Origin of the sequence: Williamsia sp. CHRR-6, from assembly GCF_018474015.1 — a bacterium.
Lineage (GTDB): Bacteria > Actinomycetota > Actinomycetes > Mycobacteriales > Mycobacteriaceae > Williamsia_A.
Map to the genome: position 1 here is coordinate 252,889 of NZ_JAHCSG010000001.1, position 14,442 is coordinate 267,330.

The 14,442-nt window shown below is 66.9% G+C and carries 15 protein-coding genes; 3 read left to right on the forward strand and 12 right to left on the reverse strand.

Translation table 11 applies throughout. The features are described 5' to 3' along the window. Nucleotides 1–13: 13 nt before the first annotated feature. From dnaG to KIK15_RS01125, 4 genes are all read right to left on the reverse strand, one after another. Nucleotides 14–1,936 carry a DNA primase gene (gene dnaG / locus KIK15_RS01110; protein ID WP_214242329.1) on the reverse strand — a complete coding sequence of 641 codons (1,923 nt, stop codon included), beginning with the start codon at nucleotides 1,934–1,936 and terminating at the stop codon, nucleotides 14–16. Nucleotides 1,937–2,000: 64 nt separating this feature from the next. Next, a complete protein-coding gene (locus KIK15_RS01115; protein WP_214242330.1) occupies nucleotides 2,001–3,305 on the reverse strand; it encodes a deoxyguanosinetriphosphate triphosphohydrolase in 1,305 nt (434 codons plus the stop codon). Between the two features lie 4 nt (nucleotides 3,306–3,309). After that, on the reverse strand, nucleotides 3,310–3,789 hold the full coding sequence (locus KIK15_RS01120) for a cold-shock protein (protein WP_214242331.1): 480 nt from the start codon (nucleotides 3,787–3,789) through the stop codon (nucleotides 3,310–3,312). Between the two features lie 179 nt (nucleotides 3,790–3,968). Beyond that, nucleotides 3,969–5,357 (reverse strand): glycine--tRNA ligase, encoded by a 1,389-nt coding sequence (locus KIK15_RS01125; protein ID WP_307851681.1) that lies wholly within the window; start codon nucleotides 5,355–5,357, stop codon nucleotides 3,969–3,971. A 363-nt stretch (nucleotides 5,358–5,720) separates the two neighbouring features. Here KIK15_RS01125 and KIK15_RS01130 point away from each other — a divergent pair, with 363 nt between their 5' ends. The 3 genes from KIK15_RS01130 to KIK15_RS01140 all read left to right on the forward strand — a co-directional run bounded on the left by KIK15_RS01130 (nucleotide 5,721) and on the right by KIK15_RS01140 (nucleotide 7,538). Next, nucleotides 5,721–6,065: a helix-turn-helix transcriptional regulator gene (locus tag KIK15_RS01130; RefSeq protein WP_214243177.1), complete on the forward strand. Its 345-nt coding sequence runs from the start codon at nucleotides 5,721–5,723 to the stop codon at nucleotides 6,063–6,065. A gap of 92 nt (nucleotides 6,066–6,157) precedes the next feature. Further along, nucleotides 6,158–6,547: a Fur family transcriptional regulator gene (locus KIK15_RS01135; RefSeq protein ID WP_214243178.1), complete on the forward strand. Its 390-nt coding sequence runs from the start codon at nucleotides 6,158–6,160 to the stop codon at nucleotides 6,545–6,547. Between the two features lie 190 nt (nucleotides 6,548–6,737). Further along, complete coding sequence (locus tag KIK15_RS01140; protein WP_307851682.1) at nucleotides 6,738–7,538, forward strand: GntR family transcriptional regulator; 801 nt, start codon at nucleotides 6,738–6,740, stop codon at nucleotides 7,536–7,538. Nucleotides 7,539–7,556: 18 nt separating this feature from the next. Here the strand turns inward: KIK15_RS01140 and KIK15_RS01145 are convergent, their stop codons facing one another. The 8 genes from KIK15_RS01145 to ybeY form a co-directional block, all read right to left on the reverse strand. Next, nucleotides 7,557–7,958, reverse strand: a complete 402-nt coding sequence (locus tag KIK15_RS01145; protein WP_214242333.1) for a hypothetical protein — start codon at nucleotides 7,956–7,958, stop codon at nucleotides 7,557–7,559. Next, the gene (locus KIK15_RS01150; RefSeq protein ID WP_214242334.1) at nucleotides 7,955–8,779 is read right to left on the reverse strand and encodes an isoprenyl transferase; all 825 of its coding nucleotides are present in this window, start codon (nucleotides 8,777–8,779) and stop codon (nucleotides 7,955–7,957) included. Before KIK15_RS01150 ends, KIK15_RS01145 begins: the two co-directional genes overlap by 4 nt. Next, nucleotides 8,745–9,536: a DNA repair protein RecO gene (gene recO, locus KIK15_RS01155; protein WP_214242335.1), complete on the reverse strand. Its 792-nt coding sequence runs from the start codon at nucleotides 9,534–9,536 to the stop codon at nucleotides 8,745–8,747. Before recO ends, KIK15_RS01150 begins: the two co-directional genes overlap by 35 nt. Before the next feature lie 55 nt (nucleotides 9,537–9,591). Continuing rightward, the gene (locus KIK15_RS01160; RefSeq protein WP_214242336.1) at nucleotides 9,592–10,917 is read right to left on the reverse strand and encodes a YhgE/Pip domain-containing protein; all 1,326 of its coding nucleotides are present in this window, start codon (nucleotides 10,915–10,917) and stop codon (nucleotides 9,592–9,594) included. A 247-nt stretch (nucleotides 10,918–11,164) separates the two neighbouring features. Beyond that, the gene (gene era / locus KIK15_RS01165) at nucleotides 11,165–12,097 is read right to left on the reverse strand and encodes a GTPase Era (RefSeq protein WP_214242337.1); all 933 of its coding nucleotides are present in this window, start codon (nucleotides 12,095–12,097) and stop codon (nucleotides 11,165–11,167) included. Then, nucleotides 12,094–12,492: a cytidine deaminase gene (locus KIK15_RS01170; RefSeq protein WP_214242338.1), complete on the reverse strand. Its 399-nt coding sequence runs from the start codon at nucleotides 12,490–12,492 to the stop codon at nucleotides 12,094–12,096. Before KIK15_RS01170 ends, era begins: the two co-directional genes overlap by 4 nt. Next, on the reverse strand, nucleotides 12,489–13,859 hold the full coding sequence (locus KIK15_RS01175) for a hemolysin family protein (RefSeq protein ID WP_214242339.1): 1,371 nt from the start codon (nucleotides 13,857–13,859) through the stop codon (nucleotides 12,489–12,491). Before KIK15_RS01175 ends, KIK15_RS01170 begins: the two co-directional genes overlap by 4 nt. A 3-nt stretch (nucleotides 13,860–13,862) precedes the next feature. Continuing rightward, nucleotides 13,863–14,420 (reverse strand): rRNA maturation RNase YbeY, encoded by a 558-nt coding sequence (ybeY, locus tag KIK15_RS01180; RefSeq protein WP_214242340.1) that lies wholly within the window; start codon nucleotides 14,418–14,420, stop codon nucleotides 13,863–13,865. Between the last annotated feature and the right edge of the window lie 22 nt (nucleotides 14,421–14,442).

Consider the following 14,442-nt stretch of genomic DNA (forward strand, 5'->3'; position numbering starts at 1 on the left):
CCGGACCGATGTCTCAGGTGACCGGCGCACCTGGATCGACCGCCTGCTCGAGCAGGCTGCGGCGGTAGGCCTCCAGGGCCACGAGATCACCGAACAGGGAGTTGTAGGCGTCAGGATCGTCGCTGGGTGACATCCGCCGCAGTCGCGACTTGATGTCGGCGATCTGCTCCCCCACCCACACCTCCTGCAGCCGCGCCAGCACGCTACCGATGTAGCGCGGTATGGCTGCTTCCCCGACGGGCATCGGCTCCACGGCCAACTCGGTCAGCAGCGACGCCAGTACCGGGTTGTCGAGCTCGCGACCGACCGCCTCCACCCAGGCTGCACCCCCGAGCCCGGCGCTGGTGCCGCCGACACCCTCGATCGCGGTGCGCACCAACGCATAGGCAGGTTCTGGGAAACATTCCACCGGCAGCGCATCGAACACCGTGCCTGCGATCGCCGGGTACTGCAGAGCCGCCTTGAGCGCTTCGCGCTGCGGCCACAGCCGCGGATCGGTCGGCGACGGCCGGGCCGCACCCGCTACCCCCGATGTGGGGCCCGACGGCGCCGATCCGGTCGCCGCGCGCGCCTGCGCCCGCGCGGCGGCACCGGTGCTGACCGCACCCGCGTTGGCCTGTTCACGAACCCGACGCAGCACCTGTCCCACATCGTCCCAGCCAACCCAGCCGGCGAGCTGTCGGGCGTATTCGTCCCGTAACGCCACGTCCTTGATGCGCGCCACCACCGGCACGGTGTCACGTAGCGCGTGCACCCGCCCCTCGGCGGTGTCGAGGTCGTGACCACCGAGAACCGCGCGAATCGCGAACTGGAACATAGGAATCCGGCGGGCCACCAGATCCCGCACAGCGGTGTCGCCACCGCGTTGGCGTAGCTCGCACGGATCCATGCCGTCGGGGGCGATGGCGACGAAAGTCTGACCGGCGATGCTCTGCTCCCCCTCGAATGCCTTGAGCGCAGCCGCTTTACCGGCAGCATCGCCGTCGAAGGTGTAGATCACCTCGCCACGGAAGTACGAGTCGTCCATCAACAATCGACGCAGCAGCGCCAGGTGGTCATCGCCGAAGGCGGTGCCACACGCGGCCACCGCCGTGGTGACGCCGGACAGGTGCATGGCCATCACGTCGGTGTAGCCCTCGACGATGACGACCTGATGCCCCTTGGCGATGCTCTTCTTGGCGTGATCGAGGCCGAACAGCACCTGAGACTTCCTGTACAGCATGGTCTCTGGGGTGTTCATGTACTTACCCATGGTGTCGTCGTCGAACAGCTTGCGCGCCCCGAAACCGATGATGTCGTTGCCCAGGTTGCGAATAGGCCAGAGCAGTCGCCGACGGAATCGGTCGATGGGCCCGCGCTGACCTTGCTTGGACAACCCGGCCGCCTCGAGTTCGGAGAACTCGAAACCCTGGCCCAGCAATGTCGTGGTCATCGCATCCCACGCCGATGGCGCATAGCCACAACCGAATTGGGTGGCAGCAGCCTGATCGAAGTCACGCTCGGTCAGGTACGCGCGCGCCGTCTGTGCCTCGGGGGTGAGCAACTGCTCGGCGTAGAACTTCTGCGCCGCGGCATTGGCCGCCACCAACCGCGCCCGGGTGCCGCGATCCCGCGCGACACTGGTGCCGCCACCCTCGTAGTTGATCTGGTAGCCGATCCGGTCGGCGAGTTGCTCCACCGCCTCGACGAACGAGATGTGTTCCTGCTTCTGCAGAAACGTGTAGACGTCGCCGCCTTCGCCGCAGCCGAAACAGTGGAAGTGACCGTGGTTGGGGCGCACGTGAAACGACGGCGACTTCTCGTCGTGGAAGGGACACAGCCCCTTCATACTGTCGGCCCCCGCCTTTCGCAGCGACACGTAGTCGCCGATGATCTCCTCGATCCGGGTGCGTTCACGGATGGCCGTGATGTCACGATCAGGAATTCGGCCGGCCACGGGCTCGAGTGTATCGCCGTGGGACGTGGCCCGAGGCCGGCGCCGGCCCCCCGGCCGAGGGTGATCAGCCCAGGTGCGCCTGGGCGCCGGAGTTCTGTCGGTCGGTGCGTTCGAGTCGACCCTCGGTCATCGATGCGATCTGGTCGACCACCACCCGCATGCGCGCACCGTCGTCGGTCGCCTCCCGCCACGCGGGTACGAACAGCGGGTCGAGCCCACCCGGAGCAGCCCGGGCCAACCATCCGGCCACCCGGTGGATGCGCTCGCGCTGACGTTCCTGGTGGGCGCGGTGGCGGCGATCGGAGAAGATGAACCGCAACGCCATCGTCTTGAGGACGGCCACCTCGGCCGCCACGGTGGGCGGCACACAGAGCCCGGCGCCGAACCGTCGGATCGGCTCGCCGTCGGTGGCCGCGCGGGTGCTGCTGATAGCCGCAGACGCGAATCGGCCCACGAGTTCGCTGGTGAGGCGCTTGAGCGCAACCGCTGAGCGCAGGGTCCCGTCGTAGGTGTCGATCGCCGAGACGATCTCCAACCCGGCCAGCCGCGCTGCGGCGTCGACGAGTTCATCGACGTCGAGACCGGAGAACTCGCGGACCCCGATCTCGGCGAGTTCGCGACGCTCGACCGGATCGGCGAGACCGCGCAGATCGATCCGACCGGCCAGCACCCCGTCCTCGACATCGTGCACCGAGTAGGCCACGTCGTCGGACCAGTCCATCACCTGCGACTCCAGGCACTGCCGCGACCCGATCGCACCGTCGCGCACCCATCTCAGCGCCGCGGCATCGTCCTCGTACGCCCCGAACTTCGACCCCGGCGCCTGCCGGGTCCACGGGTACTTCAGCATTGCGTCGAGCGACGCACGGGTGAGGTTGAGTCCCACGCTGTGGCCGTCGGCATCAAGCATCTTGGGCTCGAGGCGGGTCAGGATGCGTAGGTTCTGAGCGTTCCCCTCGAACCCGCCGATGTCGGCGGCCACCTCGTCGAGCGCACGCTCGCCGTTGTGCCCGTACGGCGGATGTCCGATGTCATGGGCAAGTCCGGCCAACTCGACGAGGTCGGGATCGCAGCCCAATCCCACGGCGATGCCCCGACCGATCTGTCCCACCTCCAGCGAATGGGTCAGACGCGTCCGTGGGGTGTCACCCTCGCGTGGACCGACGACCTGCGTCTTGTCCGCCAGTCGACGTAGCGCCGCCGAGTGCAGCACGCGAGCCCGGTCGCGGGCGAATTCGCTGCGGCTCTGGTCCTCGTCACCGGGCAGGATAGCTGCCTTCGGCGACTCGACGACCAGCCGTTCGGTGTCGTGCGCGTCATAGGTCGCTGCACCTGACGAACCGCCGGTCGGGACCCCTCGAGATGTCACCGCGTCAGTCGACGACCCAGCCGCGCGCCACGGCGAAGTCGGTGATCTTGCCTCGGATGGCGATGATCTGGGCGGCGGTGAGGGTGCCCGAAGCGTCGAGCAGCAGCTCGGTGATCTCCTCGGTGAACACCGCCGAATCCAACACAGCCGAGTCCGACGACCGCGAGGCCCGACGCGGGCGGTCGGATCGTTCCCCGCGATCTCGCTGATCGCCTCGGTCGCGGTGGTCGTCGCGGCGGCCGTCGCGCGCTCCCGCCGGAGCCGCACCGGTGACCGACACGTTGACCGCCTTGGAACCGCGATCGGTGTCCTGCACCTCGAACTCGACCTGCGCGCCCGGCTTCAGCGAGGCCTCGTCGAGGTCGGCGGCGTCGTTGATGTGCAAGAACACATCGGCCCCGCCCGAATCCGGTGCCAGGAAACCGAACCCGCGATTGGCGTCGTAATGCACGACCTTGCCTGTCACCACACCGTCACCGGACACCACAACCCACTCTCCGCGATCGTCGCATCGTGTCGGACCCCGTGCCCGGACCTGACGGCCGCTCAGACGATGATGTCAGACCACCGCTCGCAGCGACCATGGCGATCCGTGCGGCCGGGCCCCCGGCGACGCGCGCACCCGGCAGATCGGTGCCTGCACCGCCACGGTCGACGCCGACCTCAGCTGCCCAGCAACTCTCCGGCGAGATACGTGCTCACCTGGTCGAGGGCGACACGCTGCTGGGTCATCCCGTCACGCTCGCGGATGGTGACCGAGTGGTCGTCGAGGGTGTCGAAGTCCACGGTCACGCAGAACGGCGTACCGATCTCGTCCTGCCGACGGTAGCGCTTGCCGATGCCCTGGGCGTCGTCGAACTCGACGTTCCAGTGCCGACGTAGCTCCGCGGCGAGATCACGGGCCTTGGGTGAGAGTTGTTCGTTGCGCGAGAGCGGCAGCACCGCCACTTTCACCGGCGCCAACCGCCGATCGAGTTTGAGCACCGTTCGCGTGTCGGTGCCTCCCTTTGCGTTCGGGACCTGCTCATCGATGAGGGCGTCACACAGGAACGCCATCAGCGAGCGGGTCAGACCGGCCGCCGGTTCGATCACATACGGGGTGTAGCGCTCACCGGAGGCCTGATCGAAGAACGAGAGATCCTCGCCGGAATGTCTGGAATGGGTGGACAGATCGAAATCGGTGCGATTGGCCACCCCCTCGAGCTCACCCCACGGGTTGCCCGAGAAGCCGAACTTGTACTCCACGTCCACCGTCCGCTTGGAGTAGTGCGACAGCTTCTCCTGGGCGTGTTCGTAGAGGCGCAGGTTGTCGGGGTCGATGCCGAGATCGATGTACCACTGCAGTCGGTTGTCGATCCAGTACTGATGCCAGGTCTCGTCTTCTCCGGGTTTGACGAAGAACTCCATCTCCATCTGCTCGAACTCACGGGTGCGGAAGATGAAGTTGCCCGGGGTGATCTCGTTGCGGAAGCTCTTGCCGATCTGACCGATCCCGAACGGCGGTTTCTTACGCGCGGTGGTCATCACGTTCTTGAAGTTGACGAAGATCCCCTGCGCAGTCTCCGGACGCAGGTAGTGCAGACCCTCGGAGTCGTCGACCGGACCGAGGTAGGTCTTGAGCATCCCCGAGAACGCCTTGGGCTCGGTCCACTGACCGGGGTCGCCGGTCTCGGGGTCGCGGATGTCGGCGAGTCCGTTCTCCGGCGGGTGACCATGCTTGATCTCGTAGGCCTCGATGAGATGGTCTGCGCGGTAACGCTTGTGGGTGATCAGCGACTCGACCAACGGATCGGTGAACGTCTCCACGTGGCCCGAGGCCTCCCACACCTGACGCGGGAGGATGACCGACGAGTCCAGCCCGACGACGTCGTCACGGGAGGTGACCATCGATCGCCACCACTGCTTTTTGATGTTGTCCTTCAGCTCCACCCCGAGCGGGCCGTAGTCCCACGCCGACCGAGTGCCGCCGTAGATCTCGCCGCAGGGGAAGACCAGGCCGCGACGTTTGCAGAGGTTGACGACGGCGTCGATTCGACTCGGTGATCCGGCCACGGCTGGGTGTGCTCCATCATGTCGGTGGGGACGGGGGACGATCAGGCGCCCGCAACCGCCGAACGATCGGCGTTCACCTGAGCGTTGTGACAGCCTAACCGGCCGCATCGCGGCACCGATTCCGAGCGTCAGAACAGAGCGTGCGCTTGACATGCCCTTTCGTGCATATGAAAATGGTTGCAATTAAGCGGCGGTACGCGGTTGCATTGACCTACGAGCACCTCGAACGCCGCACCAGCACCACCGCACCAGCACCACCGGACCCAGAACAGGCCAGGAGCACCACACCGTGAAGACCGAGTCATCGTGAGCACCGAGATCCCCACCCCTGCCGATCAGTCGGGCCCACCCGCCGAGGGGCCGATGGAGCTGTCGGCTCCGGCGGTTCCGTCGCCTGACCGCGATGCACTCGACGATGCCGGTGATCTGCTGCGTGCGCTCGCCGCTCCGGTCCGGATCGCGATCGTGTTGCAGTTGCTACAGCACGACCGGTGCGTCCATGAGCTCGTCGGGGCCCTCGGTGTCACCCAACCGCTGATCAGCCAGCACCTCCGGGTGCTCAAGGCCGCCGGGGTGGTCCATGGGCAGCGCAACGGCCGCGAGATCATGTACCGACTCGTCGATGACCATCTCGCGCACATCGTCACCGACGCCGTCACGCACGTGACGGAATCACGCACCAACACAACAGTTTCCGGCGAAGCATGAGCACCACCGCGGGTTCTCAGCGGTCGGCCTCCCCGTCGGTCGACACCCGGCCGCGCCCCGACGAATCAGACTCAGATGAGCGTCCGACCCCGATGGTCACCGGTGTGCGCGCAACGCGGCAACGTCATGCGATCACCGCGCTGCTGAACTCGGTTGACGAGTTCCGCTCGGCCCAAGAACTGCACGACAACCTGAAGGCCGACGGCGAGTCGATCGGCCTGACGACGGTGTATCGCAACCTGCAGGCGCTGGCCGATGCGGGCGAGATCGATGTGCTGCGAACCGATTCCGGTGAATCGCGGTACCGTCGCTGCTCGGCCGGTCATCACCACCACCTCGTGTGTCGCGAGTGTGGCACCACCGTCGAGGTGCAGGCCGATGTGGTGGAGCGCTGGGCCGCCCAGGTGGCTGAGCAGAACGGTTTCCGAGATGTCGCCCACACTGTCGAGGTGTTCGGGCGTTGCGCGCAGTGCCTGAACTGATCAGGCACACACTGCGGCGGGATGGCACGGTTGGCGTGTCGACCAGCGGCACCACACCTGTTCCGTGTCCGGATTGCGCAGTATGCCGGAGCATCAAGGCTTTTCGCGCGCGCTGCACATGAAACTTATCGATCGATAGTTTACAGTGAGGTGCAAATCGTAACGTCTGTGATCCTGGCGAGGAGGTACCGTGTCCGGACTGATCAGTACCGATGTACGCCGGATCGCCACCGCTGAACCGGTAAGCCCGCCGGAACGAGTCTCGAAGCTGGCCACACCGCTGACCACACCGTCACGAGTCGATGACATCGAGTCGCGACTGGTCACCGCGATCGCCCTCGGGGAGTATCTACCCGGCTCTCGCCTGCCGGCCGAGCGGGAGCTCGCGGCCGCCTTGGGGACCGGTCGAGAAAGCGTCCGCCAGGCCCTGGCCCGACTGGTCGAGCGTGGCTTGTTGCGGACCCAGCGCGGCCGCGGCGGCGGCTCGTTCGTGCAGGACACAATTCCCACCGCATCAGCCGACATCGTGGCTCGCGAACTGTCTGATCGTTGGGAATCGTTGCGGGAGAACGTGATCGCGGTCAGCCTGTTGCAGGGCACCGTAGCCGAGGCGGCCGCAGACAACCGCACCGAGGCGGACATGGCGGTTATGCGCGCGCACGTCATCGCCTATCGCGATGCTCCGACGGGTATCGCCTCACAGCAGGCCGATTCTCGGCTACACCTGTCCATCATGGCGGCGGCACACAATTCTGCTCTGCGAGATGTCCTGCTGCAGTTGGAATCCCGCGTTTCTCTTGCCGCGCCCACGCACATCTGGGGCGACTTAGAGACCATGTCGGTGATGGAACCCCGCGCGGCCCGCGAGCACGATGCACTGGTCGAGGCGATCTGCGCGGGGCGTCGCGCTGATGCCGGCGCCATCGCGCGCGCGCACGCGCTCATCGACATCGAGGTCATCGAAGACATACGTCGGCGCGCCGGGAACTGAATCGGCGCCCGAGCGCGATCAGTCGGTGATCCGGCGCGACAGCTCGACCCCGGACGAGAGCACCAGGTGCATCATCGTCAGCAGCGCACCATCACTGAGCGTGCCGGCCGGAAACGTGTAGTGCAGCAACACATCCGTCGTCACGCCGGTGGAGGCGCGCTTCACTGAACCGAAGTTGAGGCCGCCCGACATCCGTTCGATGTCGGCGCGCAGCACGTCGGTGTTGGGAAGGTCCCACGCCAGCACCTGCGTCACCGACAGGACGTCGAGACCCTCGGCGAGCTTCATCGCGGCGACCGCGGCGCGAGAGTTCTCATAGGACAGGGTCAGCGTCGCGGCGCCGGCGTCCCGTGTCACCTCGGCGATGGTGCCCAGCAGGTCGGCGACCCGATCGATCAGGTCGGTCGCGGAATCGCTCACGCGCGGACCTCCGGTTGGCCCAGTCCCCCGAACCTGCGGTCCCGCGAGGCATATTCGACGCACGCCGCCCACAGGTCGCGGCGATCGAAGTCGGGGAACAGCTTCTCCTGATACACCATCTCCGCATACGCCGACTGCCAGAGCAGGAAGTTCGAGATCCGCTGTTCTCCCGACGGCCGCAGGAACAGATCCACGTCGGGCATGTCGGGCTCGTCGAGGTACCGCGCGAACGACGCCTCGGTGATGCGTTCGGGATCGAGCTGTCCGGCCGCCGCCCGGCGGGCGATCTCCCTTGCCGCATCGGCGATCTCGGCCCGACCGCCGTAGTTCACACACATCGTCAACGTCATGACGGTGTTGTCCTTCGTCAGCTCTTCGGCCACCTCGAGCTCGGTGATCACGCTGCGCCACAGGCGTGGTCGTCGACCGGCCCACCGCACGCGGACGCCCATCTCGTTCATCTCGTCGCGACGCCGCCGGATCACGTCCCGGTTGAATCCCATCAGGAACTTCACCTCATCGGGGCTCCGCGACCAGTTCTCGGTGGAGAACGCGTACGCCGAGAGCCAGGTGACCCCGAGTTCGATGCAGCCGCACACGGTGTCCATCAGGACCGCCTCGCCGCGCCGGTGGCCCTCCGTGCGCGGCAGGCCGCGGTCGGTGGCCCACCGACCGTTACCGTCCATGACCAGCGCGACATGTCGCGGGATCAGTTCGGGCTGCAGCAGTGGCGCAGTGGCCCCAGACGGATGCGGGTCGGGCGGACGAATCACCCGAACTGGCTTCTCAGCCGAAGGCGCTGATCGCCGGCGTGCTCTCACGCTTGTCCTCTCCCGACCGGTGCGGCGCCTCCCGCTCGATCAGCGGCAGCGTCCGCAGTTGGCGTTCCAGATGCCACTGCAGGTGCGCGGCGGTCAATCCGCTGGCTTGCCGACGCAGCCCGGGGGCGGCATCGGCGGTGTGTTCCCACTGACCACGGTAGAGCGCATCCATCAGGTCCAGCACACCCGGGGACGGAGTGGCTGAACCGGGTGGGCGACAGTGCAGACACACCGCTCCCCCGGCCGCGACGTGGAACGCCCGGTGGGGGCCGGGGACACCGCAACGAGCGCAGCTGTCCAACGCAGGCATCCATCCGGCAAAGTCCATGGCGCGCAGCAAGAAAGCGTCGAGGATCAGCTCGCGGGGACGCTGCGCTGCCGCGATCGCCCGCAGTCCACCGACGGTCAACCGGTGCAGTCGATCCGCCGGTGCCCGTTCCTCGCCGGCCAACCGTTCGGCGGTCTCCAGGATGGCGCAGGCACTCGTGTAGCGGCCGTAGTCGGCGACGATGGCCGACGCGAACGAGTCGATGCTGTCGGCGGCGGTGATCACGTCGAGGTTGCGACCGGGATAGAGCAGCACGTCCACGTGCGCGAACGGCTCGACCCGCGCTCCGAACTTCGAGCGGGTACGCCGCACACCTTTGGCCACCGCACGCACCAACCCGTGCTCGCGGGTGAGCAGGGTGATGATGCGATCAGCCTCCCCCAGCTTGTGCTGACGGAGGACCACAGCCTGATCCCGGTACACCCTCACACGGGACAGTCTTTCACCGTTGCTCTCGGCGCCCTCTCACCAACACGGTGTGGGATCACCCACGGGGTGCACTCGGCAACCGGCGATGCCAGCCCTTGCGGTCGTAGAAGACACTCACCGCGTACCCGGCCACCAGCCCGATCACCAGGTACACCCCGGTCTCCCACAGCGTGCGCCCCAGCCCGGAGGCAAAACTGCCGTCGAAGTAGAGGACCGACCGCACGCCCAGATAGATCGGCCGCATCGGCGCCACCTCCGAGATCCAGGTGAAGATCTTGGGTGAGGCCTCCAGCGGCACCGCCCCACCCGAGGACGGAAGGCCGAGCACCACAAAGAACACCAGGTTGATCAACAGCCCCGCCGTACCGAACACCGCCATCATCGTGGCCGCCAGGATCCCGACTGCGGTGATGACGAAGGTGGACAGCATCCACAGCTCGAACGGCCGGGGGTTGTCCATCCCGACGAGGTCGAGCACCAGAAGATACAACGCCGATTGCAGCATCGCGATGACGAACATCAGCCACCACCGGATGGCCAACCCACCCAGGCGGTTCAACGGTGGACGCGGACGCATCAGGTAGAGGGGCCCGTACTCAGCCGGGATGAACCCCAGCAACCCATCGGTCAACGACTGCACGATCATCGCCCCGGTGAAGCCTGCCAGCACCAGCAGCAGCGTGACGTACAACGCGCTCAGTCCGTTCGCGGCGCCATCGGGCAGTGGATCGGACTCGGTGGCCTTCATGACGACCGGCGTCGACAGCGCCAGCTGGGAGGCGCCGGTGAACGGTACCCGGGCCTGATCGAGGCGGCTGCGCGCCTGATCGATCAGCTGTGCCCCCAGCCGTTCGTTCAGCGTCACCGCCACCCGGTCGATGAACGTGGTCGCGATGGACGAGGCGTAGGCACCCGATCGGCGATTGGTAAAGGCGTCGATGGTGGGCCGCTGGGGAGCCGTGGTGGCCACCGTCGAGCCCGCGAGATCGATCACCGACTGCGAGAAATTCGCCGGGATCACCAGCATCGCGTACGACCGGCCGGTGTCCAACCGGTCGAGGGCAGGACCGCGATCGCTGCGACGCAACTCGATCCCGCGCCCCTTGGCGCCGTCGACGATCCCCTGGGCCACCTGATCGCCAAACCGTACCGGGGGCTTGCCGAGCTCGGTGACCGCGCCGTTGTCTTCCACGACCAGATCGATCCGGAAGTCGTGGAGGTTCTTCTGGGGCGCCACGATGCCTCCGACGTAGAGACCGGCCAGCAGGCACATCACCCCGGCGACCACGGCGACCGGAGCCAACCAGAACAACGGTGAGCGCACCGTGGCCCAGGGCCGATCCTGTGCCGCACCCGATGAGCCCGAGTCCGCCGAGCCCACGCCGACCGAGTCCGCACCTGCCGAGTCCGGGCCAGCTGAGTCCGGGCCAGCTGAGTCTGGGGCAGCTGAGTCTGGGGCAGCCGAGCCCGGCCGTGAAGGCGGGTCCTCATCCTTACCGTTCGTACCCGACTCGTGGTCGATCGATGACACGATGCGCTCCTCAGTCCCCTGAAACACCTACCGCCGCCGGTGATCCGGTTGCGGCTCCTCCTGCCCGGCAGCAGCCGCGTGGAACCGACCGCGCCCCCTAGAACCCCATCCGACGCAACTGCTTGGGGTCGCGCTGCCAGTCCTTGGCCACCTTCACGTGCAGATCGAGATACACCCGGCAGCCGAGCAATCGCTCGATCTGACTGCGGGCGGCGGTACCCACCTGCTTGAGCCGAGCACCCTTCTTCCCGATGATGATGCCCTTCTGGCTGTCACGTTCGACGAACAGGATGGCATGCACGTCGACCAGGGGCGCACGATCGTCGTGCTCATCACGATCACGTGGGATGACCTCCTCGATCACAACCGCGAGCGAGTGCGGGAGTTCATCACGCACACCCTCCAAAGCGGCTTCCCGGATGAACTCGGCCATCAGCACCTGTTCGGGTTCGTCGGTGAGCTCGCCGTCGGGATAGAACATCGGCCCCGGCTCGGCCATCGACACCAACACATCGGTCAAGATCTCGAGCTGCTGACCCGATGAGGCCGAGACCGGCACCACATCACGATCGGGACCGAGCAACGTCGACAACGCCAGCAGTTGCGCAGCGACACGATCCGGTGTGACCCGATCGATCTTGGTGACGATGCCCAGCACCGGGGTGCGCGCAGCCATCCGGGTGACCTGGTCGAGAATCCAGCGGTCACCGGGACCGATGGCCTCATCGGCGGGGATGCACAACCCGATCACGTCGACCTCGGAGTAGGTGTCGCGAACCAGGTCGTTGAGACGCTGCCCGAGCAGTGTCCGCGGTCGGTGCAGACCTGGGGTGTCGACGAGGATCAGTTGCGCATCGGGGCGATTGACGATGCCCCGGATCGTGTGTCGGGTGGTCTGAGGACGGTTGGAGGTGATCGCGATCTTCTCACCCACCAACGAGTTGGTCAGCGTCGACTTACCGGTGTTGGGCCGTCCGACGAAACAGACGAAACCAGAACGGAACTCGACGTCGGGGGCGGGTTGGTTCACGCGCCGCCGCCGCGGGCGAAGGCGATCCGCACCCGACCGGCCGGATCGGTGATGTAGGCAGTCGCTGAACTGTCGAACTCGCCCACCGCATCGAGCCCCGCATCGTCGACCTCGCCGCCGAGGACCACTGCGGCCTCCATGCCTGCGGCACCACTGGAGACCGCCATCGCCACCGCCACCTGCAACGCCGAGAGCTGTAGGGAGGGAAGGTTCACCCCGGTGGAGGCGTAGGTGCGTCCGTCGCCGTCACGCACCGCCGCAGCATCCGGGGCGCCGGCTCGCGCCATCGCGCCGCGCGCCAACACGACAAGCTTGGCGTCCTCGCCGGCGAGTTCGTCGGCGACCGAAACCGCCCGCCAACCGTCGGGCGGGGTGATGGAGGCGAGGTCGGTCATGAGGTCCCTTCACTGCTTCGGTGGCGAACCCGATCACGATCACGATCGCCGAGATCTGTTGCGGCGCCGGTGTCGTCGTCACCGTCGTCGGAGGGAAGTCGTTCCACCACGACGGTGGTGATGCGCAGGCGCCCCTGCCGGTTGGGTCCACCCTCGGCGACGAGTCCGATCCCGTGCGAGGTCACCCGCGCTCCGGGCAGCGGCACCCGGCCGAGTTCGAGAGCCAGCAGACCGCCGACGGTGTCGACGTCGTCGACGTCGATCTCGATGCCGAACAGTTCGCCGATGTCGTCGACCGGCAGTCGCGCCGACACCCGATACCGACCGTCACCGAGGTCCTGCACCGGCGAGGTCTCGTCACCGTCGTACTCGTCGTTGATCTCCCCGACGATCTCCTCGAGAACGTCTTCGATCGTCACCAGACCGGCGATACCGCCGTATTCGTCCACCAACAGCGCCATGTGATTACGGGTGCGCTGCATGTCGGCCAGCACCCGGTCCAGAGATTTGGAATCGGGGATGAACTCGGCCGGGCGCATCAACTCCGACACCGCGACCACCGCGCAGCGATCCGACTGACCGGCCGGTGTGATGAGTTGCTCGACGATGTCTTTCAGATACACCACGCCGAGCATGTCGTCGGGGTTCTCGCCGATCACCGGGATCCGGGAGTGCCCAGAGCGCACGGCGAGGCTGGCGGCCTGGGCGACCGACTTGTCCGACTCGATCCAGATGATCTCAGGTCGAGGCACCATCACCTCCCGAGCGATGGTGTCACCGAGGTCGAACACCGACTGGATCATCCGCCGCTCGTCGGCGTCCACCACGCCGCGGGCCTCGGCCATGTCCACCAGTTCGCGCAGCTCAACCTCAGATGCGAACGGGCCGTTGCGGAATCCCTTACCAGGCGTGATCGCGTTGCCGAGCAGGATGAGCAGCCGAGTGATCGGACGGACCAGGAAACCCAGCGCCTGCAACGCGCCGGCCGAGGCCAGGGCGATCGAGTAGGCGTGCTGGCGGCCGAGGGTACGCGGCCCCACCCCGACCATCACGTAGCTGACCACCGCCATGACCACGATCACCGCGACGATGGCCCACCCGGTGGCGAGCCGATCCAGCGCCACCACCGCGACCATCGTGGTGGCGCCGATCTCGCAGACGATGCGCATCAGCGTGGTCAGACCGATGTATGTGGCCCGATGCACCAGCACCTGACGCAACCGGGCCGCGCCTGCCCGCTGTTCGCGGATCATGTCGTCCACCCGCGCCACCGACACGGTGAGCAAGGCGGTGTCGATGGCAGCGAACAACCCGCCCAGCGGGATGAGAGCCAGGGCGGTCAGCACCAGGGCGACGTCGTCGGACACCGATCACCGCTCCGAGGTGGCACCGGGTTCGTCGCTGGTGAACCCGATCGTGTTGAGCAGGGACGCATCTCGCGCCTGCTGTCGCTGAGCCTGCCCTTGCGCGCGCAGGTGGTCGTACCACCGCTCGATGATCCGCCCCTGTAGGCCGAACATCTCCTTCTCCTCGTCGGGTTCGGCGTGGTCGAACCCCAGTAGATGCAACACCCCGTGCACGGTCAACACCACCAGCTCGTGTTCCACCGGGTGCCCGGCCGTGGCGGCCTGGGTGGCGGCGAACTCAGGGCAGATCACGATGTCACCCAGCATGGCCGGGCCCGGATCGGGTGCGTCGGGACGTCCACCCGGGGTGAGCTCGTCCATGGGGAAGCTCATCACGTCGGTGGGTCCGGGCAGATCCATCCACCGCATGTGGAGTTCGGCCATCGTCTCGGTGTCGACCAGCGCCATCGACAGCTCGGCTCCGGGATGGACGTCCATCGCGGCCAGCGCGAAGTCGGCGACGTCGACCAGGGTGCGTTCGGGCACCTCGATCCCGGACTCGTTGGAGATCTCGATGCTCATCGGCGCGGACTCCGGCGCCGAT

Coding starts and splice junctions, on each gene's coding strand:
- KIK15_RS01130 (WP_214243177.1), top strand. CDS start 5,721: ATGGAGCTGTCGGCTCCGGCGGTTCCGTCGCCTGACCGCGATGCACTC.
- KIK15_RS01135 (WP_214243178.1), top strand. CDS start 6,158: ATGGTCACCGGTGTGCGCGCAACGCGGCAACGTCATGCGATCACCGCG.
- KIK15_RS01170 (WP_214242338.1), bottom strand. CDS start 12,492: ATGACCGACCTCGCCTCCATCACCCCGCCCGACGGTTGGCGGGCGGTT.
- ybeY (WP_214242340.1), bottom strand. CDS start 14,420: ATGAGCATCGAGATCTCCAACGAGTCCGGGATCGAGGTGCCCGAACGC.